General features: G+C 70.4%; 20 protein-coding genes and 1 riboswitch. Of the genes, 17 read left to right on the top strand and 3 right to left on the bottom strand.

The annotated features are described in order from the left end of the window. Positions 1 to 15: 15 nt before the first annotated feature. The 11 genes from cobN to AC0662_RS10710 all read left to right on the top strand — a co-directional run bounded on the left by cobN (position 16) and on the right by AC0662_RS10710 (position 14,987). Entirely contained in the window at positions 16 to 3,711 is a 3,696-nt protein-coding gene (gene cobN / locus AC0662_RS10760; RefSeq protein WP_478299930.1) for a cobaltochelatase subunit CobN, read from the top strand. A gap of 12 nt (positions 3,712 to 3,723) precedes the next feature. Then, positions 3,724 to 4,491, top strand: coding sequence for a 5'/3'-nucleotidase SurE (gene surE / locus AC0662_RS10755; RefSeq protein ID WP_452193968.1), 768 nt, complete (start codon positions 3,724 to 3,726; stop codon positions 4,489 to 4,491). 144 nt (positions 4,492 to 4,635) lie between these two features. Beyond that, positions 4,636 to 4,772: riboswitch (cobalamin riboswitch) on the top strand. A 72-nt stretch (positions 4,773 to 4,844) separates the two neighbouring features. Continuing rightward, positions 4,845 to 7,142, top strand: coding sequence for a magnesium chelatase subunit D family protein (locus tag AC0662_RS10750; RefSeq protein WP_478299928.1), 2,298 nt, complete (start codon positions 4,845 to 4,847; stop codon positions 7,140 to 7,142). Between the two features lies 1 nt (position 7,143). Continuing rightward, entirely contained in the window at positions 7,144 to 7,758 is a 615-nt protein-coding gene (cobO, locus tag AC0662_RS10745; protein ID WP_478299926.1) for a cob(I)yrinic acid a,c-diamide adenosyltransferase, read from the top strand. Further along, positions 7,752 to 9,104 carry a cobyrinate a,c-diamide synthase gene (locus AC0662_RS10740; protein WP_478299924.1) on the top strand — a complete coding sequence of 451 codons (1,353 nt, stop codon included), beginning with the start codon at positions 7,752 to 7,754 and terminating at the stop codon, positions 9,102 to 9,104. Before cobO ends, AC0662_RS10740 begins: the two co-directional genes overlap by 7 nt. Continuing rightward, positions 9,101 to 10,447 carry a 5,6-dimethylbenzimidazole synthase gene (bluB, locus tag AC0662_RS10735; protein WP_452193960.1) on the top strand — a complete coding sequence of 449 codons (1,347 nt, stop codon included), beginning with the start codon at positions 9,101 to 9,103 and terminating at the stop codon, positions 10,445 to 10,447. Before AC0662_RS10740 ends, bluB begins: the two co-directional genes overlap by 4 nt. Then, on the top strand, positions 10,444 to 11,046 hold the full coding sequence (locus AC0662_RS10730) for an LURP-one-related family protein (RefSeq protein ID WP_452193958.1): 603 nt from the start codon (positions 10,444 to 10,446) through the stop codon (positions 11,044 to 11,046). The genes bluB and AC0662_RS10730 overlap by 4 nt, the downstream gene beginning before the upstream one ends. 102 nt (positions 11,047 to 11,148) lie before the next feature. Next, positions 11,149 to 12,258, top strand: coding sequence for a LolA family protein (locus tag AC0662_RS10725; RefSeq protein WP_452193956.1), 1,110 nt, complete (start codon positions 11,149 to 11,151; stop codon positions 12,256 to 12,258). 8 nt (positions 12,259 to 12,266) lie between these two features. After that, a complete protein-coding gene (locus AC0662_RS10720; RefSeq protein ID WP_452193954.1) occupies positions 12,267 to 13,202 on the top strand; it encodes an ABC transporter ATP-binding protein in 936 nt (311 codons plus the stop codon). After that, complete coding sequence (locus AC0662_RS10715; RefSeq protein ID WP_452193952.1) at positions 13,189 to 14,130, top strand: ABC transporter permease; 942 nt, start codon at positions 13,189 to 13,191, stop codon at positions 14,128 to 14,130. Before AC0662_RS10720 ends, AC0662_RS10715 begins: the two co-directional genes overlap by 14 nt. A gap of 5 nt (positions 14,131 to 14,135) precedes the next feature. Next, positions 14,136 to 14,987: a putative RNA methyltransferase gene (locus AC0662_RS10710; protein WP_478299921.1), complete on the top strand. Its 852-nt coding sequence runs from the start codon at positions 14,136 to 14,138 to the stop codon at positions 14,985 to 14,987. Between the two features lie 66 nt (positions 14,988 to 15,053). On the opposite strand, the gene AC0662_RS10705 is transcribed toward AC0662_RS10710, so the two are convergent. Then, positions 15,054 to 15,722, bottom strand: coding sequence for an FMN-dependent NADH-azoreductase (locus AC0662_RS10705; protein WP_452193948.1), 669 nt, complete (start codon positions 15,720 to 15,722; stop codon positions 15,054 to 15,056). Positions 15,723 to 15,846: 124 nt separating this feature from the next. On the opposite strand from AC0662_RS10705, the gene AC0662_RS10700 reads away from it, so the two are divergent. Next, the gene (locus AC0662_RS10700; RefSeq protein ID WP_452193946.1) at positions 15,847 to 16,395 is read left to right on the top strand and encodes a MarR family winged helix-turn-helix transcriptional regulator; all 549 of its coding nucleotides are present in this window, start codon (positions 15,847 to 15,849) and stop codon (positions 16,393 to 16,395) included. Here the strand turns inward: AC0662_RS10700 and AC0662_RS10695 are convergent. Together AC0662_RS10695 and AC0662_RS10690 are read right to left on the bottom strand one after the other, a co-directional pair. Next, positions 16,392 to 17,042: a response regulator transcription factor gene (locus tag AC0662_RS10695; RefSeq protein ID WP_478299919.1), complete on the bottom strand. Its 651-nt coding sequence runs from the start codon at positions 17,040 to 17,042 to the stop codon at positions 16,392 to 16,394. The genes AC0662_RS10700 and AC0662_RS10695 overlap by 4 nt on opposite strands. Position 17,043: 1 nt before the next feature. Then, positions 17,044 to 18,339 carry a sensor histidine kinase gene (locus tag AC0662_RS10690; protein ID WP_452193942.1) on the bottom strand — a complete coding sequence of 432 codons (1,296 nt, stop codon included), beginning with the start codon at positions 18,337 to 18,339 and terminating at the stop codon, positions 17,044 to 17,046. 353 nt (positions 18,340 to 18,692) lie between these two features. On the opposite strand from AC0662_RS10690, the gene AC0662_RS10685 reads away from it, so the two are divergent. Genes AC0662_RS10685 through AC0662_RS10665 form a run of 5 tightly spaced genes read left to right on the top strand, consistent with a single transcriptional unit; the run spans position 18,693 to position 22,784 of the window. Beyond that, positions 18,693 to 19,715 (top strand): ABC transporter substrate-binding protein, encoded by a 1,023-nt coding sequence (locus tag AC0662_RS10685; protein WP_452193940.1) that lies wholly within the window; start codon positions 18,693 to 18,695, stop codon positions 19,713 to 19,715. A gap of 15 nt (positions 19,716 to 19,730) precedes the next feature. Beyond that, a complete protein-coding gene (locus AC0662_RS10680) occupies positions 19,731 to 20,528 on the top strand; it encodes an ABC transporter ATP-binding protein (RefSeq protein WP_478299917.1) in 798 nt (265 codons plus the stop codon). Next, positions 20,525 to 21,304, top strand: a complete 780-nt coding sequence (locus tag AC0662_RS10675; RefSeq protein ID WP_452193937.1) for an ABC transporter permease — start codon at positions 20,525 to 20,527, stop codon at positions 21,302 to 21,304. The genes AC0662_RS10680 and AC0662_RS10675 overlap by 4 nt, the downstream gene beginning before the upstream one ends. Then, positions 21,301 to 22,389: an Ldh family oxidoreductase gene (locus AC0662_RS10670; protein ID WP_478299915.1), complete on the top strand. Its 1,089-nt coding sequence runs from the start codon at positions 21,301 to 21,303 to the stop codon at positions 22,387 to 22,389. Before AC0662_RS10675 ends, AC0662_RS10670 begins: the two co-directional genes overlap by 4 nt. Next, positions 22,389 to 22,784, top strand: coding sequence for a RidA family protein (locus tag AC0662_RS10665; protein ID WP_478299913.1), 396 nt, complete (start codon positions 22,389 to 22,391; stop codon positions 22,782 to 22,784). The genes AC0662_RS10670 and AC0662_RS10665 overlap by 1 nt, the downstream gene beginning before the upstream one ends. The last annotated feature ends 26 nt before the right edge of the window (positions 22,785 to 22,810 follow it).

Raw genomic sequence — 22,810 nt, 5'->3', positions numbered from 1 at the left:
AAGGAACGGTCGCGCATGCCTGCGAACCTGCTGTTGCTGTCCACCGCCGACACCGATCTGCTGGCGGCCGCGGAGGCCGGCGCGGGGTGGAAGGTGGCGAACCCGGCCCGCCTCGAGCTCGCCGAGCTCGGTGGGTTGCTGGCGACCTCCGATGTCGTGGTCGTGCGGCTGCTCGGTGGTCGGCGCGCCTGGGAAGAAGGGCTCGACGCGGTGCTCGCGGCGGGCAAGCCGACGGTCGTGGTCAGTGGTGAGGCCGCGCCGGACGCGGAGCTGATGTCGCTGTCGACGGTGCCGGCCGGTGCCGTCACCGAGGCGCTGGCGTATCTGCGCGAGGGCGGCGCGGACAACCTCCGGAACCTGGCCGGCTTCCTGCGCGACACGTTGCTGCTCACCGGCGACGAGTTCGAGCCGCCGCGCGCGCTCCCGGCGTACGGCGTGCGCGGGACGTACGTCGAGGACGACCGGCCGGTGGTCGGGATCGTGTACTACCGCGCTCACGAGATCTCCGGGAACACGGCCTTCGTCGACGCGCTGGCGTCCGCCGTGACGGAGGCAGGCGCGCAGCCGCTGCCGGTGTACTGCGGGACGTTGCGCGGCCTTGATCCGACGAGCGACGAGAACGCAGGCTTGTTCGACCTGCTGCGCAAGTGCGACGTGCTCGTCACGACGCTGCTCGCCGCCGGCGGTTCGGTCGCGGCGAACGCCAGCGCGGGTGGAGCCGACGACGCCTGGGACGCCGGTGCGCTCGCCTCGCTCGACATCCCGTTGATCCAGGGCCTCGCGCTGACCTCGACGCGCGAGCAGTGGGTGGAGAGCGACGCGGCGATCAGCCCGCTGGACGCCGCGACGCAGGTCGCGATCCCGGAGTTCGACGGGCGGCTGATCACGATCCCGTTCTCGTTCAAGTCGTACGACGCCGACGGGCTGGCCCGGTACGCGCCGGACGCCGAGCGGTGCGCGCGGCTGGCCGGGATCGCGGTCGCGCACGCCCGGTTGCGGCACGTGCCGCCGGCCGAGAAGCGGATCGCGCTGGTGTTGTCGTCGTACCCGACGAAGCATGCGCGGATCGGGAACGCGGTCGGTCTGGACACCCCGGCGTCGGCGGTCGTGCTGCTCGGCCGGCTGCAGGAGGCCGGGTACGACGTCGGCGATCTCGACGTGAGCGCGCTGGAAGGTGATGGGCTGATCCATCAGCTGATCGCGGCCGGCGGTCACGATGTCGACTGGCTGACCGAGGAGCAGTTGGCGTCCGCGGTCGCGAAGGTCCCGCTGTCGACGTACGCGCAGTGGTTCGGCCGGGCGCCGGAATCGTTGCAGACGGCAATGACCGAGGCGTGGGGCGAGGCACCCGGCGAGTTGTACGTCGACAGCTCGGGTGACGAGCCCGCGGTCGCGCTGGCCGCGCTGCGGTTCGGGAACGTGGTGCTGATGATCCAGCCGCCGCGCGGATTCGGTGAGAACCCGGTGGCGATCTACCACGATCCGGACATGGCGCCGTCGCACCACTACCTGGCGGCGTACCGCTGGCTGGAAGCACCCGTCGAAGAGGGCGGGTTCGGTGCGCAGGCCGTCGTACACCTGGGCAAGCACGGGACGCTGGAGTGGCTGCCGGGCAAGGGGATCGGGATGGCGGCCGACTGCGCGCCGGACGCCGTACTCGGGAACCTGCCGATGGTGTACCCGTTCATCGTCAACGACCCCGGCGAGGGGACGCAGGCGAAGCGGCGCGCGCACGCGACGGTTGTCGACCACCTGGTGCCGCCGATGGCGCGGGCCGAGACGTACGGCGACATGGCGAAGCTCGAGTACCTGCTCGACGAGTACGCGACCGTGCAGGCGCTCGACCCGGACAAGGTGCCGACGCTGCGGGCCCAGATCTGGACGTTGATCCAGGCGGCCCAGTTGCACCACGACCTGCACACGGACGAGAAGCCCGAGGACGACGACTTCGACGAGTTCGTGCTGCACCTGGACGGGTACCTGTGCGAGATCAAGGACGTGCAGATCCGCGACGGGCTGCATGTGCTGGGCGGTGCGCCGGACGGTGAAGCGCGGGTGAACCTGGTGCTCGCCGTACTTCGCGCTCGGCAGCTGTGGGGCGGTTCGTACTCGATCCCGGGTCTGCGGGCCGCGCTCGGGGAGACCTTCGGGGTGGACGAGGCCGAGTTGCTCGCCAATCCCGGCGTGTCCGTTGACCTCACCGATCTGGCGACGCTGGCCGACCTGCCCGCGGTCACTGGCGCAGACGGTGTGGACATCTTGGAAGCCGTCGCGCGGAAGCTGGTCCTCGGCATGGAGACGCTGAGCTGGGACGCGTCCAAGGTCCCGGTCGTCGTCGCCGAGGTGCTCGGCCGGGAGTCCGCTCAGGTGACGGCGTCGCTGACGTTCGCGGCCGAGGAGGTCGTACCGCGGCTGGCGCGCACCGACGACGAACTGGCTAACGTACTGCGCGCCCTCGACGGGCGGTTCGTCGAAGCCGGACCGTCCGGGTCGCCGACCCGCGGTCTGGTGAACGTACTGCCGACCGGGCGCAACTTCTACGCGGTCGACCCGAAGGCGATCCCGAGCCGCAACGCGTGGGACGTCGGCGTCGCGCTCGCCGACTCGTTGCTGGCCCGGCACTTGTCCGAGACGGGGGAGTACCCGCGATCGGTGGGCCTGACCGTCTGGGGAACGTCGGCGATGCGGACCCAGGGCGACGACCTCGCCGAGGTGCTCTGGCTGCTCGGCTGCCGCCCGGTCTGGGACGAGGCGTCCCGGCGGGTGACGAGCTTCGAGGTGGTCGATCTCGTGGAGCTCGGTCGGCCGCGGATCGATGTCACGATCCGGATCTCCGGCTTCTTCCGGGACGCGTTCCCGCACGTCGTCGCGCTGCTCGACGAGGCGGTCCGGACGGTCGCCGCGCTGGACGAGCCGCCGACGGACAACTTCCTGAAGGCCCACGTCGACGCTGACGTTGCTGCGGGCAACGACGTACGCCAGTCGACGGCCCGGGTCTTCGGCTCCAAGCCGGGCTCGTACGGCGCCGGCTTGCTGCCGCTCGTGGACGCGCGCAACTGGCGCACCGACGCCGAGCTGGCCGAGGTTTACGCCGTCTGGGGCGGGTACGCGTACGGCAAGGACCTGGACGGCGCCGAGGCCCGCGGCTCGATGGAACGCGCGTACGCCCGGATCCAGGTCGCGGCGAAGAACGCCGACACCCGCGAGCACGACATCATGGACTCCGACGACTACTTCCAGTACCACGGCGGCATGATCGCGATGGTCCGGCACCTCACCGGCTCGAACCCGAAGGCGTACGTCGGTGACTCCGCCGTCCCCGCCCAGGTGAAGACCCGGACGCTGGAGGAGGAGGCGAAGCGGGTCTTCCGGGCGCGGGTGGTGAACCCGCGCTGGATGGCGGCGATGCGGCGGCACGGGTACAAGGGTGCGTTCGAGATGGCCGCGACCGTCGACTACCTGTTCGGGTACGACGCGACCGCGGGCGTGGTCGACGACTGGATGTACGAGTCGCTGACCACCGAGTACGTCGCGAATCCCGAGATGGCCGAGTTCTTCCGCGCGTCGAACCCGTGGGCCCGGCACGGCATCGCCGAACGGCTGCTCGAGGCGGCGCAGCGCGGGCTCTGGGCGGAGCCGTCGGACGAGGCGCTCGCGACGCTACGGAACGCAGTACTTGAGACGGAAGGTGACATCGAGGACCGCGGCTGATTGGGTTGAGGCATGCTTCCTGAGCGACCACGGGTCCTGATCACCAACGACGACGGGTATCGCGCCCCGGGAATCCGGGCGCTGGCACCGACCATCGCCGAGCTCGGGTACGACGTGGTCGTGGTCGCACCGCTGCTCGACGAGAGTGGCGTCGGATCGGCCCGCGCGGGCATGGTCGGCCGCCCGATCCGGACCGCGTCCGACGAGGAGAACGGCGTCACCTACATCGGGATCGAGGGAACGCCCGCGGGTGCGGTGACGCTGGCGGCCCTCGGCGCGTTCGGTCCGGCGCCCGACCTGGTCCTGTCCGGGATCAACCGCGGGCTCAACGTCAGCGTGTCGATCTTCCACTCCGGCACCGTCGCGGCGGCCGTGACCGCGTCCGGTTACGGTACGTCGGGGGTCGCCGTCAGCCTCGACTCGGAGGACCCGCAGCACTGGCCGACCGCGGCGACGATCGCGGGTGAGGCGCTCGGGTGGATCGCGGCCGAGCCCGCCGGCACGGTCGTGACGATCAACGTGCCGGACCGCCCGCTGGACCAGCTGGCAGGAGTACGCCACGCGTCGCTGGCGCCGCTGTCACACTCGCGGCTGACCGGCTCGACGGCTCCGACCGGGGAGCCGGTGATCCTGCTGGGGCCGAATCACCCGAATCCGGACCCGGACTCCGACGTGGCCCTCCTCGCCGCCGGCTTCGTCACCGTCACCCCGATCGTCGGCATCCGCGAGGTCGCGGACGACACCGCCGCCAACGCCCTCGCCAAACGCCTGAACCGCTGACGCCTGACTGCCTGACACCGGGTGCCGCTGGCGGGTTGCTGCGCCGCTGACGTGCTGTAACCCGTCAGTGGTCACACAACCCGCCACCCGGCGGCGTGGTGAGTGCCACGTGACCGGGATGGGTTCCGGAGGGAGTTGGTGTGCCATGATCGGGCCGACGGTTGTGGAGGAACACCGGTGCGAATCCGGGGCGGTCCCGCCACTGTGACCAGAGCTGTGCGAAAGCTGTGACAGGCGCAGACTCTGGGAGCCAGGACATCCACGGTCGTCCGCCGGCCTACGGAATTCCGCAGTGCCGGCGTACCAGTGCCGTAGCGGGCGTGGACACCCGCTCGACGAAAGGGATTCCGCCGATGCGGGCCGTGCGTTCACCGGGTCAGTCGACCAGCTTTCCGTTCACCGCGATCGTCGGGATGGACGATCTCCAGCTCGCGCTGATCCTGGCCACGATCTCGCCGGCGATCGGCGGTGTACTGATCCGCGGCGAGAAGGGGACGGCGAAGTCGACGGCCGTCCGCGCGCTGACCGAGATCCTCCCGCCCGTCGAGGTGGTCCCCGGCTGCCGCTTCTCCTGCGATCCGGTGCGCCCCGACCCGACCTGCCCCGACGGCCCACACCACGCGGAAGCGGACGGTGCCGAGCGCAGCGACGGATCGCATCACGCGGAAGCGGACGGTGCCGCGCACGGTGACGGACTGCGTCACGGGGAAGCGGACGGTGCCGCGCTCAGCGACGGACCGCTTCGGGGAGAGGCGGACGGCGGTGACGTGGGTGGGACCGGCGGGCGGCGGGGGCTGCGGGCTGCGCGGTTGGTCGAGTTGCCGGTGGGCGCGACCGAGGACCGGGTGCTCGGGTCGTTGCACCTGGAGAAGGCGCTCGCGGAAGGCGTCACGGCGTACGAGCCGGGCTTGTTGGCGGCCGCGCATCGGGGGTTGCTGTACGTCGACGAGGTCAACCTGCTGCACGATCACTTGGTCGACGTACTGCTCGACGCGGCCGCGATGGGGCGGGCGACGGTCGAGCGGGACGGCGTCTCGGTCACGCACCCGGCGCGGTTCGTGCTGGTCGGCACCATGAACCCGGAGGAAGGCGAGCTCCGGCCGCAGTTGCTCGACCGGTTCGGCCTGACCGTGGACGTGGTGGCGAGCCGCGATCCCGCCGTCCGCGTTGAGGTGATGCGCGCGCGGCTGACCTACGAGGCGGATCCGGAGACCTTCGTCGCCCGGTACGACGGCTCGCAGCGGGAGCTTGCCGAGCGCATCGTGAAGGCGCGTGACCTGCTGGCCGAGGTGATCCTGACCGACTCCGCGCTGCGGCAGATCGCGGAGATCTGCGCTTCGTTCGACGTGGACGGGATGCGTGCCGACCTCGTGACGGCTCGCACCGCTGTGGCGCACGCGGCGTGGTCCGGACGGACGGTTGTCGAGGTCGAGGACGTCCGGGCGGCCGCGAAGCTGGCGCTCCCGCATCGCCGTCGGCGGAACCCGTTCGACGCACCGGGGTTGGACGAGCAGCAACTCGAAGACGCGATCAACAACAGCACGCCCCCGGAAGACCCCGACGACGACCCGCCGGGCGGCCCGCCGGGCGGCCCGGGCGGCGCCGACGACCCGGCCAACGCCGACGCGGTGCCGGGCGACTCGAACGACTCGGCGAGCGCCGCGGACCCGACAAACGGCGACCTGGCGAACGACGCCTCGGATGATGCCGCGGATCCGGCCCGCGACGGCCTGGACGACGGCGCGCCCGGCGACCCGAAGCGCTCGGCTGCGAAAGGTGAGCCGGGTGACGGTGAAAGCGGTCAGCCCGGCCCGACGCCGGTCGGTGAGATCGCCGGAAGCTCCGAGCCCTACAAGGCCCGCCTCCTGAGCGTGCAAGCAGCTGGGATGGGTGTCGCCGGCCGCCGCTCCCGCGCCATCACCGAGGTGGGCCGGGTCGTCGGCGACCGCGCGCGAGTCGGCCGCGAGCCGGGCCGACCGCATCTCCTCGGCACCATCTGGAGCGCCGCCCCACACCAGCACGCCCGCGGTCGCAGCGGCCCAGGCCTCGTGGTGCGTCCCGCCGACGTCCGCCTCGCCGTACGCGAAGGTCGTGAGGGCAACCTCGTCCTGTTCTGCGTCGACGCGTCCGGCTCGATGGGCACGAAGAAGCGCATGGGCGAGGTGAAGACCGCGATCGTCTCGCTGCTCCTCGACGCGTATCAGCGCCGCGACACCGTCGGCCTCGTCACGTTCGCCGGCCCGGCCGCCACGGTCGCTCTCCCGCCGACGGGCAGCGTCGAAACCGCCGTACGACGCCTCGAATCCCTCCCGACCGGCGGCCGCACCCCGCTCGCCGAAGGTCTCTTGCAAGCAGCCGAGGTACTGCGGATCGCCGCGATCCGCGACCCCCGGCGGCGCCCGCTCCTGGTGCTCGTCACCGACGGCCGCGCCACGTACGGCGAGAACGCCTTCGCCCGCGCTCGTCAGGCGGCCGGCTGGCTGGCCCAGCAGGGCATCGCGACCGTTGTCGTGGACTGCGAACCGCACCGCGGCGTCCGGCTCGGTCTTGCCGCCGAACTGGCGGTCGACCTCGGCGCGGAGTACCTCGACCTCGGAGATGTTGCCGCCGGCAACCTCGTCCGCGCGGTCACGGACCGGAAGGCGGCCTGAGATGCCGAAGGGGCGGCCGGCCGCCGTACCGGACGACGGACTGACCACCCGCCAGCGCCGCAACCGGCCGCTGCTGATGGTGCACACCGGCGAGATGAAGGGGAAGTCGACCGCCGCGTTCGGGATGGCGCTGCGGGCCTGGAACCAGGGCTGGAACCTCGGGGTCTTCCAGTTCGTGAAGAGCGCGAAGTGGAAGGTCGGCGAGGAGAGCGCGTTCAAGGCGCTCGGCGAACTGCACGCGGCGACCGGACAGGGCGGTCCGGTCGAGTGGCACAAGATGGGTGAGGGCTGGAGCTGGTCCCGCAAGGCCGGCACCGAGGCGGACCACGCCGCCGACGCGCTCGAGGGCTGGCGCGAGATCCAGCGCCGGCTCGCCGCCGAGACCCACGACCTGTACGTACTCGACGAGTTCACCTACCCGATGAAGTGGGGCTGGATCGACGTCGACGAGGTGGTCTCGACGCTCGTCGATCGTCCCGGTCACCAGTACGTCGTGATCACCGGACGCGACGCGCATCCGAAGCTTCTCGATGCGGCGGACCTGGCCACCGAGATGACCAAGCTGAAACATCCGATGGACACCGGCCAGAAGGGCCAGAAGGGCATCGAGTGGTGATTCCGCGGGTGGTGATCGCGGCGCCGGCGTCCGGAGCCGGGAAGACGACCGTCGCGGTCGGGCTGATGGCCGCGCTGCGGAACGCCGGACACGTGGTCGCGGGCTTCAAGGTCGGACCCGACTACATCGACCCCGGGTTCCACGCGGTCGCCACCGGACGCCCGGGACGCAACCTCGACCCGATGCTGTCCGGCGAGGAACGCATCGGCCCGCTCTTCGCGCACGGTGCGGCCGGCGCGGACCTGGCCGTCATCGAGGGCGTGATGGGCCTGTACGACGGTGCGCTCGGGACCGAGGGTTTCTCGTCGACCGCGCATGTCGCGAAGCTGTTGCAGGCGCCCGTGGTGCTGGTGGTCGACGCGTCGGCGGCCGGGCGCAGCGTCGGGGCGGTCGTCCAGGGTTTCGTTGCCTTCGACACCGAAGTGCGGATCGCCGGGGTGATCCTGAACAAGGTCGGCTCGGACCGGCACGAGACCGAAGTACGCGCCGGTGTCGCGCCGATAGGCGTCCCCGTCCTCGGCGTCCTCCGCCGCGACACGCGGCTGACCGTCCCCAGCCGGCACCTGGGCCTGGTCCCCGCCGACGAACAACGCGCCCAAGCCGAAGCAGCAGTCGAAGCCGCCGCCGAACTCGTCCACCAAGGCGTCGACCTCCAGGCCGTCGTCGCCACCGCCAAGGCTGCCCCCAGCCACCAAGCCACCCCCTGGAACCCAAGCGAAGAGCTCGAACAACCGTCCTCGCCGACCGCGCGACCTGTGGTTGCGGTTGCTGGGGGACCGGTCTTCTCCTTCAGGTATGCGGAGACGACGGAGTTGCTGACCGCGGCGGGGGCGGAGGTTGTCACGTTCGACCCGTTGACCGACACGTTGCCCGAGGCAACGGCGGCGCTCTGTCTCGGCGGCGGCTTCCCTGAGCTGCACGCGGAGGCCCTGTCCGCGAACAAGGAGCTGCGCCACCAGGTCGCCACCGAGGTCGCCGCCGGTCTGCCGGTGATCGCCGAATGCGCCGGCCTGCTTTACCTCTGCCGCGAACTCGACGGCCACCCGATGACCGGCGTTCTCCCGGCAACCGGCCGGATGACGCCGCGCCTCACCCTCGGGTACCGAACAGCTGTCGCCGCGACCACCACGACCTTCTTCGACGAGGGCCGCCGCGTCCACGGGCACGAGTTCCACCGCACCACGGTTGACCTCGACGCCGACGTACAGCCGGCCTGGTATCTCCCGACCGGCGTCGAAGGCATCACGCTCCCGAACCTGCACGCGTCGTACCTGCACCTGCACTGGACGGCCACCCCCGACGTCCCGGCCCGCCTGGTCGCCGCCGCCCGCGGGCGGGTCCGATGAGCCTGGTGCTTGGCGTCGGCCTCCGCTCCGGTACGCCGTACTCCGAGCTCGCCGACCTGGTGGCCAAGGCCGTCAACGGTGACGTGCGGTTGGTCGTGACGATCGCCGGTCGCGAGACCGAGCCGGCACTGCGACAGCTTGTCGACGAGCTCGGAGCAGAGCTGCGCACGTTCACGACCGACGAGCTGGCCGACCAGCCGGCGCCAACGCCGAGCGAGCAGGTCGAGCAGCTCGCGGGCGTCCCCAGTGTCGCCGAGGCAGCCGTCCTCGCCAGTGGCGCGCAGCTTCTGATCCTGAAACAACGCAGTACCAACGCGACCGTCGCCGTCGGTCGCTTGCCCGCGCCCGGGTACGCAGCGGACGAGCGGGCCGTGGTGCATCGCGTGATCGCCGAGCGCCGCGACGTCCGCCGGGGATTCCTCGACGTCCCGATCGACGACGATCTGCTGACGCGGGTGCTCGAAGCCGCGCACCGGGCGCCGAGTGTGGGACTCAGCCAGCCGTGGGACTTCCTGCTGATCCGCGATCTCGCCACCCGCCGCAAGGTGCACGATCTCGCCATCGAGCAGCGCGACGCGTTCGCCGCGTCGCTGCCGGAGGACCGTCGGTCGGCGTTCGACGGGCTGAAGATCGAGGCGATCCTGGACACGCCGCTGAACATCGCGGTGACCTGCGACCCCGGTCGCGGCGGCCGGCACGTTCTCGGTCGGCACGCGGATCCGCGAACGACCTGGTTCTCCGCAGCGATCGCGATCCAGAACCTCTGGCTCGCCGCCCGCGCCGAGGGACTGGGCGTCGGCTGGGTCTCCTTCTTCGAACCCGCCGAGGTCGCCGCGGTGCTCGACCTGCCCGCGCACATCGAACTGGTCGGCTACCTCTGCGTCGGGTACGTCGACGAGTTCGCAGCGGCACCCGAGTTGGTGCGGTCCGGCTGGGCCAGGCGCCGACCTCTGACCTGGGCGATGCATCACGAGGAATGGGGACGCCGTACGACGTCGATCGTCGACGACGCGTTGCGGGCGGGCGCGAACGCAGTACCGGCCTCCGGTCAGAAGGTCCGCGTTGTCGTCGGCGGCGACGCGACCGACCTGGGACAGCCCGACGCGCTGGTCGTCGACCTCGGCGCCGACCGCCCGCGAGCCGACTTCGGAGTGCTGTGGCGACCTGCCCGTACGCCGGCCGAGGCGGTCGAGTTGGGCGTCGAGATCGCCCGCGACCTGGCGCTGCAAGGAGTCGGCGAACTCGTCGTACAACTCGCCGATTCTTCAGCTACTGCTCAGGCTCTTGCCGAAGGCTTGGAGACCGGTGCGTCGGCCTGTGGTCTGACACACTCGCCCGCATGACCTCCCAAGCGCCCACCTACGTGCCCGCGTTCTCGATGAAGCAGCGGGTGACGTTGATGGCGAACAAGTACGAGCTGATCGCCACCAACCCGGACGGGAGCGACGGGCCGCTGCTCGCGTTCGCGCAGCAGAAGCGGATGGCGTTCAAGGAGCAGGTGACGTTCTACACCGACGACACCAAGACCCAGCCGGTGTTCTCCTTCAAGGCCCGCAAGACCCTCGACCTCGGCTCCGGGTACGACGTGTTCGACGCCGACGGGCAGGCGATCGGCTGGTTCAAGAAGGAGTTCGGCAAGAGCCTGCTCCGGTCCACCTGGTTGCTTTCCAGCGGGCACGTGCACGGGACCGGTACCGAGCGGAACGCCACGATCGCGATCGTCCGCCGGATCTGGGAGTTCGTCCCGATCGTCGGGGAGATCCCGCTGCCGTTCATCTTCCACTTCGACTTCACCGAGGAAGAGTCGGGCACCGCGGTGCTCTCGGTGGAGCGGAAGATCTCAGTCCGGGACCGGTACCGGATCACCGTCCAGGACCAGCGCCTGGACTTCCGGGTCGCCGCCGCGATGACGGTCGCCCTGGACGCGTTGCAGTCACGCTGAGTCCCCGGCGTACGACCACGGTCGTACGCCGGTCTCACTCTTTCGGGTGAACCTGCCCTGACTACCCTTGGTTCCGGTTGCCGCCGGTGCGAGGCTGTACACATGGGCGTAGCACAGCGCAGTCGACGGTGGTTGGTTCCGTTCGCGGCAGTCGCAGTGGTCGCGGGGGTGGGGACTCTGGGGCCGATGGTCGCGGACGCCTCGCCCAAGCTTCCGAGCATCACCGCACAAGATCTGCTGGCCAAGGTGCAGACGGCGAAGGTCGACGGCCTCAGCGGCACGGTCACCTCGACCGCGGACCTCGGCCTGCCCGAGATCCCCGGCGCGCCGGCCGGTAGCGAGCAGATCACCCAGCTGCTCAGCGGTCAGCACACCGCGCGCGTCGCGTACGCCGCTCCGAACATGGCCCGCGTCTCGATCCTGGACAACCAGTCCGAGCGGGTCTGGACGACCGACGGCAAGACCGCCTGGGCGTACGACTCGGCCAAGCGCGAGGCCACCAAGCTGACCGTCCCGGCGCACTCGAACACGCCGGAGAAGGCGAAGCCCGGCAACTACGACCCGCAGGCGGTCGCCAAGCAGTTCCTCGCCGCGATCGACCCGACCACGACGGTCCAGGTCAGCGGCACCGAGAAGGTCGCCGGCCGGGACGCCTACAAGATGAGCCTGGTGCCGAAGACCGACAAGACGACCGTCGGCTCGGTGACGCTCGCGATCGACTCCAAGACCTGGGTCCCGCTCGACGTGACGGTGCTGCCGCGCGGCGGCAACAGCCCGGCGCTCGAGGTGGGCTTCAGCTCGGTCTCGTTCAGCACACCGGCGGCGAGCACGTTCACGTTCACCCCGCCGGCGGGCGTGAAGGTCACCGATCAGAAGGTCCCGTCGAAGGGCGAGGCCCCGGGCAAGCTGACGCCGAAGCAGACCACGCCGGCCACGCCGAAGCCGGGGACGGCCCAGGCCAAGCCGACCGTGATCGGCACCGGCTGGGAGAGCGTCGCGATGATCAAGGGCGCCCAGACCGCCGCCCTGACCGGTAACGGCCCGCTGGCCCAGCTGCTCGCGAAGGCGCCGACGGTCCAGGGCTCGTGGGGCACGGGCAAGGTGCTGACCAGCAAGATGGTGAGCGCGCTGATCACCACCGACGGCCGGGTCTTCGTCGGACTGGTCACCCCGGACACCCTGCAGGCCGCCGCGGCGAAGGCCCCGCGCTGAACAGCACGATGACGAGCGCGCCGGTCGTCACCCACGGCCTGACCAAACGGTTCCACGGCGGGCAGGTGGCGGTCGACGCGGTCGACCTGGAAGTGCCGGCCGGCAGCGTGTACGGCTTCCTCGGCCCGAACGGGTCGGGGAAGACCACCACGATCCGGATGCTGCTCGGGCTGATCGCGCCGACCTCCGGTGCGGTCGAGTTGCTCGGCGAGCCGATGCCGAAGGCACACCTGCGGGTGCTGCCGCGGGTCGGGGCACTCGTCGAGGGGCCGGCGTTCTACCCGTTCTGGACCGGCCAGGCGAATCTGCTCCGCTTCGACGCCGCCGACCGTACCGCCGACCCGAAGACCCGGAAGGCGCGCGCGGGGGAGGCCCTCGAACGGGTCGGCCTGTCGAACGCGGCCGGTAAGAAGGTCCGGGCGTACTCGCTCGGGATGCGCCAGCGGCTCGCGATCGCGGTCGCGCTGATGCAGCGCCGGGAGCTCCTCGTGCTGGACGAGCCGACCAACGGTCTGGACCCGCAAGGCACCCGCGAGGTCCGGCACCTGATCCGCGAGCTCGCCAACGACGGGACGACGGTCTTCACCTCGACCCACCTGCTCGCCGAGGTCGAGCAAGTCTGCACTCACGCCGCGGTGATGAGCCGCGGCAAGCTCCTGCGCCAGTCCACCGTCGCGGACCTGCGCGCCGAGCTCCGCCCCAAACTGATCGTCCGTACGCCGGACCTCGCGACGGCGGCCGAGACGCTGCAGGGTCTCGGCGTCACCGATCTGAAGACGACCCCCGAGACCGTCGAGGGCGATCCGGGCGAACTGCCGATCGAGAAGTTCGCCGCCGCGCTGGTGGCGGCGGACGTCCGCATCCACGGCTTCGGCCTGGAACGCCCCAGCCTCGAGGACGCCTTCGTCGCCCTCACCGGGGAGGGCTTCGATGTCGCCGAGTGAACTCCCACCCGAGCCGGTCACCGCTGAGCCCGCACGCGCCACCGCGGCGCAACCGGCTGAGCCCGCGCGCCCCACCGCTTCCCAGCACGCCGAGGTCGTCGCCGGGAGGCCGAGTGCTGGGCGGCATACGTTGGCGTTGTTCCTCTCTGAGTTGCGGCTGGTTTTCGGGCGGGCTCGGACGCAGGTCGGGCTCGGGGTGCTTGCCGCCGTACCGCTGCTGATCGGGATCGCGATCAAGATCGCCGGCAATGACGGCGGCACCGAGGGGTTCATCGGGCAGATCGCCGGCAACGGGCTGTTCCTGATTGTCGCCGCCCTCGGCCTGTCGCTGCCGTTCTTCCTGCCGACCGCGGTGACCGTGATCTCGGGGGAGTCGCTGGCCGGCGAGGCCAGTCTCGGCACCCTGCGCAACCTGCTCACCGCCCCCGCCGGCCGCTCGCGCCTGCTCGCCGCGAAGATGGTCGCGCTCGCGGTCTTCTGCCTGGCCGCGACGATGACGATCTGGCTGTCCGGCCTGATCTTCGGGTTCATCCTGTTCCCGGTCGGCGACGTCCTGCTGCTCTCCGGTTCGACCGTCTCGCTCGGTGACGGCCTGCTGCGCGCCCTCGGGATCGCCGTCGTGATCTCGCTGTCGCTGCTCGGGCTCGCCGCGATCGGGCTGTTCGTCTCCTCGCTGACCTCGACGCCGCTCGCCGCGATGGCCGCGACCTTCGGGACGTTCATCGTCCTGGGCATCATGACCGCGATCCCGCAGCTGCACGCGATCCACCCGTGGCTGCTGATGTACCGCTGGCAGTCCTTCGCCGACCTGCTCCGAGATCCGCCGTACTGGCACGAGATCGGGCGCAACCTGCTGCTCCAGGCGGGGTACCTCGTCGTCTTCTACACCGCTGCCTGGGCGAGGATCACGAGCCGCGACATAACGTAGGCGGCATGGAAGCCGACCTCGTTGCCGTCCTGCGCTGCCCGGTCTGTGCCGACGGGCTGGTGCTGGACGACCGTACGGCGCGGTGCGCGCGCGGCCACGCCTTCGACCTCGCCAAGCAGGGCTACCTGAACCTGTTGCCCGCGGCCTCGAACGGGATCGACGGCGACTCGGCCGCGATGGTCGGCGCCCGCACGGTGTTCCTCGGCACCGGCCACTACGCCCCGATCCGGGACGCCCTGATCCTCAACGCCGAGCTGGGCGAGGACGACCTGGTCGTCGAGGTCGGCGCCGGCACCGGCTACTACCTGGCCGGTGTTCTCGGTCTGTCCCCGCAGCGCCGGGGCATCGCCCTCGACGTCTCGAAGTACGCGGCCCGTCGGGCGGCGAAGGTGGATCCGCGGATCGCGTCGGTCGTCTGCGACGCCTGGCGTGAGCTCCCGCTGGTCGACGGGTCCGCGCAGCTGATGCTGAACGTGTTCGCCCCGCGGAACGCCGCCGAGATGGCACGCGTGCTCGCGCCGACCGGGCGCCTGCTCGTGGTCACGCCGAACCAGCGGCACCTGACCGAGCTGGTCGGCGTACTCGGGATGGTCAGTGTCGACGAGGACAAGGAACGGCGGCTACACGAGTCGCTGGCGGGGGAGTTCGAACGGGTCGGTAGCGAGGTGATCGAGGAGACGATGGCGCTCGATCGGACCGCGGTGGAGCAGTTGGTGCTGATGACGCCGAGCGCCCGGCACCTGAACTATCGCGAGTTGCTGCAACAGATCGCCGTACTGCCGGAGCTCGCGATCGTCACGTTGTCCGTGACGCTGTCGACGTGGAAGCGGACCTCCAGCACTCAGCAATCGGCCTGACAGCCGGCAGCCCACGCTCAGCGACGCTCGCCGGCGGCGATTGTGTAGTGCTGGAGGTCCGCTCCGTCAGGCGGCGTTGCCGATCAGTTCGCGGGCCACGACGGTGCCGTGGTTCTCCGCCACCACGTGCGCCTCGGACTCCGAGACCTTGGACGCGTCGATCAGCTCCTCCATCCCCGGGGTGACCGGGGCGAGGGTGAGCTCGGCCGCCGCGGTCCGGATGTTCATGCCGAAGACGTCACCGAAGATCCGCTCCAGGTACGGCGTCGCGTGGTCCCAGCCGTGCTTCGGCGTACCGGGGCCGTAGCCGCCGCCGCGGGCGATCGCGAAGATCGCCGGCCGGCCGACGAGCGGACGTGAACCGAAGGCGAGGTCCTTGTCGATCACCAGCACGTCGATCCAGGTCTTCACGTTCTGCGCGATGCCGTAGTTGTACATCGGTACGGCGAGCAGGACGGCGTCGGCGTCGACGATCTCGGCTTTCAGCTCGTCCGCGAGCGCCTGGGCCTCTGCGAGCGGCATCCGGTCGGAGCCGGCGGCCGGCTCCTGGCCGAGCTGGGCGGCGACGAGCGTCGGCCACAGGGTCGCGGACAGCGGGTGCTGCCCGAGGTCACGCCGTACCACGACACCGTCCGGGTGCTCCGCCTTCCAGGCGGCCTCCGCGCTGTCCGCCAGGGCACGCGACACCGAACCGTCCAGCCGGACGCTGGCGTCGACGCGTAGCAGGGTGCTCATACGTTCTGTCTCCATCGAGTTGAGGGGAATGCTCGGGTTGAGATGCTCCCAAGATAATCTGTGAAGCAGAACATATACAAGTCAGATCGTATTCCGGGTGGCGTACACCACGTACGATGGGGACATGTCCAGTACTTCGCCTGAGGTCGCGGCCCGGAGTCCGCGCGGAGTCGAGCCCGCCGAGGCCAGCGGTGCGCCCGTTGAGGCCGATCTCGGCTGGGCGCTGGGCGTCGTCTTCCGGCGGTACGCGAAGGCGTCCGCGGCCGCGCTCGAGGGCCTGCCCGGCGGTCCGCGGGGTTACCAGGTGCTCGCGACGACCTCGGCCGAGGGCCCGAAGCGGCAGCTCGACCTGGCCGCGCAGCTGGGCGTCGACCGGACCGTGATGACCTACCTGCTGGACGACCTGGAGAAGGCCGGTCTGGTGCAGCGCCGGCCCGACCCGGCCGACCGGCGGGCGCGGCTGATCGCCCCGACGGAACAGGGTGGGGAAGCGCTCTGTGATCTGGAGCGCCGGCTGCGCGCGACCGAGGACGAGATGCTCGGCATCCTGGACGAGTCCGAGCGGGCGAGCTTCCGGATGCTGCTGCAGCGGCTCGCGATGAAGGCGAACGCGGTCGACCCGCTGCACAACGCCTGCACCCTCGCCGAGGCCGAGGACCCAGCGCGCACCTAATGCAGCGGTACGAAGCCTGATTCGTACGCGCGGATCACTGCCTGCGTCCGGTCCCGGGCGTTCAGCTTGGCGAGCACGTTCGCGACGTGCGTCTTGACCGTCTGCAGACCGAGGATCAGCTCGCCGGCGATCTCCGCGTTGGACAGCCCGCGGGCCATCAGCCGCAGCACCTCCTGCTCGCGGTCGGTCAGCTGGTACTCGTCCAGGCCGGCCGGCGTCCGCGACCCCGCGTGCGCGAGCGCCAGTGACCGGATCGCCTCCGGGAACAGCAGCGACTCGCTGCGCGCGACCGTCCGGATCGCCGCGATGATGTCGTCCGGCGGGGTCCGCTTGAGCAGGAACCCGGACGCGCCGGCCCGGAGCGCGTCGTACACGTAGTCGTCGTTCTCGAACGTGGTGACGACCAGGACGCGCGGCGCCGGGTCGAGGCTGTCGAGCAGCAGCCGGGTCGCCTGGATGCCGTCCACGGCGGGCATCCGGACGTCCATCAGCACGACGTCGGCGCCGGTCCGGCGGACCACGGGGAGCACCTCCGCGCCGTCCCCCGCCTCGCCGACGACCGTCAGATCGGGCTCGGCGTTGATGATGGCGCGCAGTCCGCTGCGGATCAGCGGCTCGTCGTCGACCACGACCACCGACAGGTTCATGTCATCCCTTCGTCGTCATGCTCACAGGCAACCGCACCGCCAGTCGCCAGCCCGGTTCGTCCCGCCAGCTCACCGGGCCGGCATCGACCGTGCCCCGCAGTACGGCGACTCTTTCACGGATCCCGGCCAGTCCACGGCCGCCGCCCGAGTGGTCGGACCGGCCGCTGACCGGATTGGTGACGGCGAGCCGCAGACCGGAGGTGTCCAGCCGGATCGACAGGTCGACAGCGAGCTCGTCGGCCGGGCGACCGGCGTGCCGGATCGCGTTGGTCAGACCTTCCTGGACGATCCGGTACGCCTCCCGGGAGACCGCCGCGGGCAGCTGGTCCAGGTCGCCAGACCGCTCGACCTCGATGGTGATCCCGCCGGCCTGGGTCGCCTCGACCAGTCGGTCCAGGCCGCCGAGCGTTGCCTGCGGCGTGGTCCGCGTCCCCGGGCGGCGGTCGTCCCGCAGTAGTCCGAGAACGTGGTCGAGATCGGCGAGCGCGGCGCGCGCCGAGGTCTCCATCGCAGCCAGCGCGTTCTCGGCGAACTCCGGGTCGCTGGCCAGTACCCGCCGGGCGGCCGCGGCCTGGATGGTGACCAGGCTGAGCGCGTGCCCGACGCTGTCGTGCAGCTCGCGGGCGAGACGGTTGCGTTCGGCAAGCGTCGCGGTCTGCTGCTCGAGCAGCTCGATACGCTCCGCCGCGGTCGGGCCGAGGACCTGCGGCGCAAGGTACGCGAGCAGTGCGCCGACGACGGCGGACAGCAGAAACAGTCCGGCGAGTCCGGCGATCGCCGCCGCGGGCATCCAGAGGTCGGTCCAGTCGCCGCGGACGTCGTACGACCAGCCTGGGACGATGTCGCGGGAGCCGGGGGAGCGGAACGGCGCCGCCAGCCAGACCGCGCCGAGGCCGACCACGATCGTGCTGATGATCCCGACCACGCCGCCGGCCAGCAGGTGCAGGCAGAACCACAGCGCGGTCCGCCGCCGCTGTGCCCAGGTCCGCGCCGGGCCGAGCGGCCGTTCCTCGAACCGCACCGCGAGCAGCGACTCGACCGCGATGCCCTCCACCTCGCGGACCGCCGGCAGCAGCCCGAGCGCGATCGGCGGCAGCAGCCCGATCACCACCCAGATGATGCCGGTGGCAACCTTCGGCAGCCCGAGATCGGAGACCACGGCGCCGAGTGCGCTGTCCACCAGGATGAACGCCAGTACCAGCGCGGCGCCGAGCAGCAGGTACACCCAGCGCAGGTACGTCGACGGACGCCACAGGCTGCCGATCGCCCGCCAGAGCTGTCGCGCCACGTCTCTCACAGTGACATCGTGTCAAAGCGGGGGCGGCGCCACCTCCCTCCGTGGAGGGATCGGCCGCCGGGCGTGTGCTGTCTCACCAAGAAGTTGAGGGTTTACGTAAATTTGACGGTGTCCGGCCCGGTTCGGCCCTCGCGGGCGTCGCGATCTGCTGCTCTGGCAGGTACGGTCTGTGGTCGGGGCGGGTGCCCGGTCGGTTACGGACGGGCATGGGGAAAGCTCCAGACGGGTGGCGAGCAGGACTGCGAGGACCCGGCGCGGCGGACGACGTTAAGTCCCCGTGAAGACCCCGCGGGCGAATTGACCACCCTTCAATATTTGATGTTTGATCAAATATCGGGACGAGAGAGGTCGATATGAGGTTGAGGCGTTCCGTCATCGCGCTGGTGACGGTCCTGGGGCTCGCCCTGGTCAGTGCGTGCAATTCCGGCGACGACAAAGGCAAGGACGCGGACAACGGCCTGCAGAAGGTCAACTACCTGACGTCCTTCAACACCTTCGGCCGCGAGGCGTACGCGTACGTCGCGCTGGAGAAGGGGTACTTCAAGGACGCCGGGTTCGACGTCAAGATCAGCCCCGGCTCCGGCACCGTCGACGTGATGAAGCTGGTGGCCGGCGGTCAGGCCGACTACGGCATCGGCGACTTCACCGCGGTCGCGATCACCCTCGCCAAGCAGAAGCTTCCGGTGACCACGGTCGGCATGATCCACCAGGCGTCACTGGCCGGTCTGATGTCGCTCGAGGGGTACGGCGTGAACACGCCGAAGGACCTGGTCGGCAAGAGCGTCGGCGACCAGCCGGGCTCGACCAACACGGTGATGTTCGGCGTCTACGCGGAGAAGGTCGGCATCCCGCCGAAGTCGGTCACCTTCATCCCGTCGCCGCCGCCCGCGCTGCCGCAGCTGCTGGCCAGCAAGAAGGTCCCGGTGATCGGCCAGTTCGTGGTCGGCCAGCCGCTGATCGAGAAGGCCGACCCGCAGCACCGCAAGGCGGTCTTCCTGTCCTACGGCAAGGAGCTGCCGGACCTGTACGGCAACGCGATCATCACCCGCAGCGACCTGGCCAAGGACCACCCGGACCAGGTGAAGAAGTTCACCGCCGCGCTGCTCAAGGGCCTGCAGGACACCGTGAACGACCCGGCCGGGTCGGCGGCGATCCTGAAGAAGTACGTCCCGAGCACCGATCTCGAGGTCGCCACCAAGGAACTCCAGATCATGAAGGACTACACCAAGCCGGCCACCTTCAAGGGGTCGCTCGGTGAGGTCGACGTCGAGCGGGTGAAGAAGATCATCGCGCTGCTGGAGAAGTCCAAGGCGGTCCCGGCCGGTTCCCTCACCCCGCAGGACGTCGTCACCACCAGCCTGGCCCCGACGAACTAGGAGAACCGGCAACAGATGATTCGCCTGGACGGCGTGGGACAGGTCTTCGACGGACGCGAGGGCCAGGTGACCGCCCTCGAGAAGGTCGACCTGCACGTTCGCGGCGGCGAGTTCGTCACGCTGATCGGCCGGTCCGGCTGTGGCAAGTCCACGCTGCTCCGGCTGATCGCGGGACTGTTGCCCCCGACGTACGGCGCGGTTCAGGTGGCGGGCGAGCCCGTCACCGGGCCGCGCCGGGACGTCTCGTTCATGTTCCAGCGCCCGGCGTTGCTGCCGTGGCGTTCGGTGGTGTCGAACGTGCTGCTGCCGGTCGAGATCGACAAGGGCGCCGGCGATCGCAGCAAGGCGGCGTACCGGGACCGGGCGCATGAGTTGCTCGAGCTGGTCGGGTTGCAGGGGTTCGAGCGGCGGCTGCCGCACGAGCTGTCCGGCGGCATGCAGCAGCGGGTGTCGCTGTGCCGGTCGCTGATCCGCGACCCGCAGGTGATGCTGATGGACGAGCCGTTCTCGGCGCTCGACGCGCTCACCCGGACCGAGCTGTCCGAGGAACTGCAGCGGATCAAGATGGAACTGTCCACCACGATCGTGTTCGTCACGCACTCGATCGAGGAGGCCGTGGTCCTCGCCGACCGGGTGGTGGTGCTGACGCCGCGGCCCGGCCGGATGCGCGAGGTCGTCGACATCGACATCCCGCGGCCGCGCAGCCTCGGCCAGGACTCCCATGTCACCGAGGTCGCCACGATCAGCGCGCGGTTGCACGCGCTGCTCGCCGAGAAGGAAGCCCGCCCGGTGGACGAGGTGCCGTCGCGATGAAACGCAGATCCTGGCTGGCCACTTCGACCGGAGCGGCCATCCTGTTACCGGCCATCGGCCTGGTGGTCGCGGTCGGGCTGTGGTGGGGCGCCACCGTGGTGTTCTCGATCGAGCCCTACCTGGTGCCGAGCCCGGGTGACGTGGCGGTCAAGTTCCTCGACCAGCCGGGCGTCCTGCTGTCCGAGACCTGGACGTCGCTGCTGGAGACGATCGAGGGCTTCCTGCTCGCGATCGTGATCGGCGTCCCGATCGCGCTGGTGATCGTCCGCTCGGTGATCCTCGAGCGGCTGGTGTACCCGTTGCTGCTGATGGTGAACTCGATCCCCAAGGTCGCGGTCGCGCCGCTGCTGGTGGTGTGGATGGGTTTCGGGCAGTGGCCGAAGGTCGTGATGGTGCTGCTGATGTGCTTCTTCCCGATCGTCATCTCGACCGCGCAGGGGATGAAGTCGACCCCGACCGAGCTGGTCGAGCTGATGCGCTCGCTGAACGCCAGCCGGGCGCAGGAGTTCTTCAAGCTCCGGCTGCGGTACGCGATGCCGCAGATCTTCACCGGCTTCAAGGTCGCGATCTCGCTGGCCGTGATCGGTTCGGTGATCGCCGAATTCGTTGGCGCCACCAAGGGACTCGGCTACGTGATCCAGCAGTCCGGCGCGAGCGCCGACACCACGCTGGCGTTCGCCGCGATCACCCTGCTCAGCATCATGAGCATTGTCCTGTTCTACGGCTTGGCCCTGCTGGAGCACTTGCTCCTCCCGTGGGCTAGGGAGACCCGATGACCGCGCAAGCCTCCGATGCGGACCGGCGCGTGCTGGTACGGCCCGAATGGCTGGAGGCGACCGTTTCGGCGGTGTTCTCCGCGGTCGGGTTCGGCTCCGAGGACGCGGCCGTGATCTCCGCTGCGCTCGTCGAGGCGGACCTGCGCGGTGTCAGCTCGCACGGCGTGATGCTGGTCCCGATGTACGTCGAACGCCTGAAGGCCGGCGGCGTCACCCGCGAGCGGGAGCTCGACATCCTGTACGACGCGGGCGCCGCGATGGTGGTCGATGCGCGCGGCGGGATGGGGCAGCTGTCCAGCCCGCAGGCGATGGGGCACGCGATCGAGCGGTCCGGCCGGTACGGGATCGGCATCGTCTCGGTCCGCAACGCCCACCATTTCGGGGCCGCGAGCCGCTGGGCGATGCAGGCCGCCGAGGCAGGGTGTATCGGTATCGCAATGTCGAACACGACGCCGCTGATGCCGGCGCCGGGCGGCGCCGAGCGGATCGTCGGCAACAACCCGCTGGCGATCGCCGTACCGACCTCCGCGGGCGTGGAGATCGTGCTGGACATGGCGTTGTCGGCCGTTGCGCTGGGCAAGATCCGGCTCGCGGCGTCGGCAGGGCGGACGATCCCGGAGACCTGGGCGACCGACTCCTCCGGTACGCCGACCACGGACCCGGACGAGGCGGTCCTCGGCATGCTGCTCCCGGCCGCCGGGCACAAGGGTTTCGGGCTGGCGCTGATGATCGACGTACTCACCGGGGTGCTGAGCGGTGGCGGCTGGGGTGACGAGGTCCGCCCGCTGTATCGCGAGCCCGACCGGCCGAACGACTGCGCGCACCTGTTCCTGGCGATCGACCCGGAGCTGATGGGCGGCGTGGAGGACTTCCGGCGGCGGTCCTCGGGACTGGCCGCGCGGGTCCGCGGGAGCGCCACCGCTCCCGGGGTGAACCGGCTCTATCTTCCGGGGGAGATCGAGGCCGAGCGCGCGGCGCAGCAGCGGCGGCGCGGCGTACTGATCGAGCGATCGGGACTGGACGGACTGCTGGCGGCCGCCCGCGCGGTCGGTGCCGTCGTCCCGGCAGGAGGGGTGTTGAGCTGATGCCGAAGACACAGGTGACCACCGAGGCGCTGCGGAGCCCGAACGGGGTGTTCTCGCAGGCCACCACGATCGAGGCGACCGGCCGGTTGGTGTTCGTCTCCGGGATGACCGCGCGTCGCCCCGACGGGAGTATCGCCGGGGTCGGGGACGTCCGGGAGCAGACCCGGCAGGTGTGCGAGAACGTGAATTCGGCGGTCGAGGCGGCCGGTGGCACGCTCGCCGACGTGTGCCGGGTCGACGTGTACGTGCGCAACATGGAGGACTTCGCCAAGATCCACGAGATCCGGGCGCGGTACTTCACGGAACCCTTGCCGGCTTCGACGATGGTCGAGGTCAGCAAGCTCGCGCATCCTGACTACCTGATCGAGATCTCCGCGATCGCCGTGATCGCATGACCGAGCGAAGCGAGGTCATCATCAAG

It is taken from the genome of Kribbella sp. NPDC043289 (genome assembly GCF_056436705.1).
The sequence above is the reverse complement of the archived record's forward strand: the minus strand, read 5'-3'. Positions and strand labels throughout refer to the sequence as shown.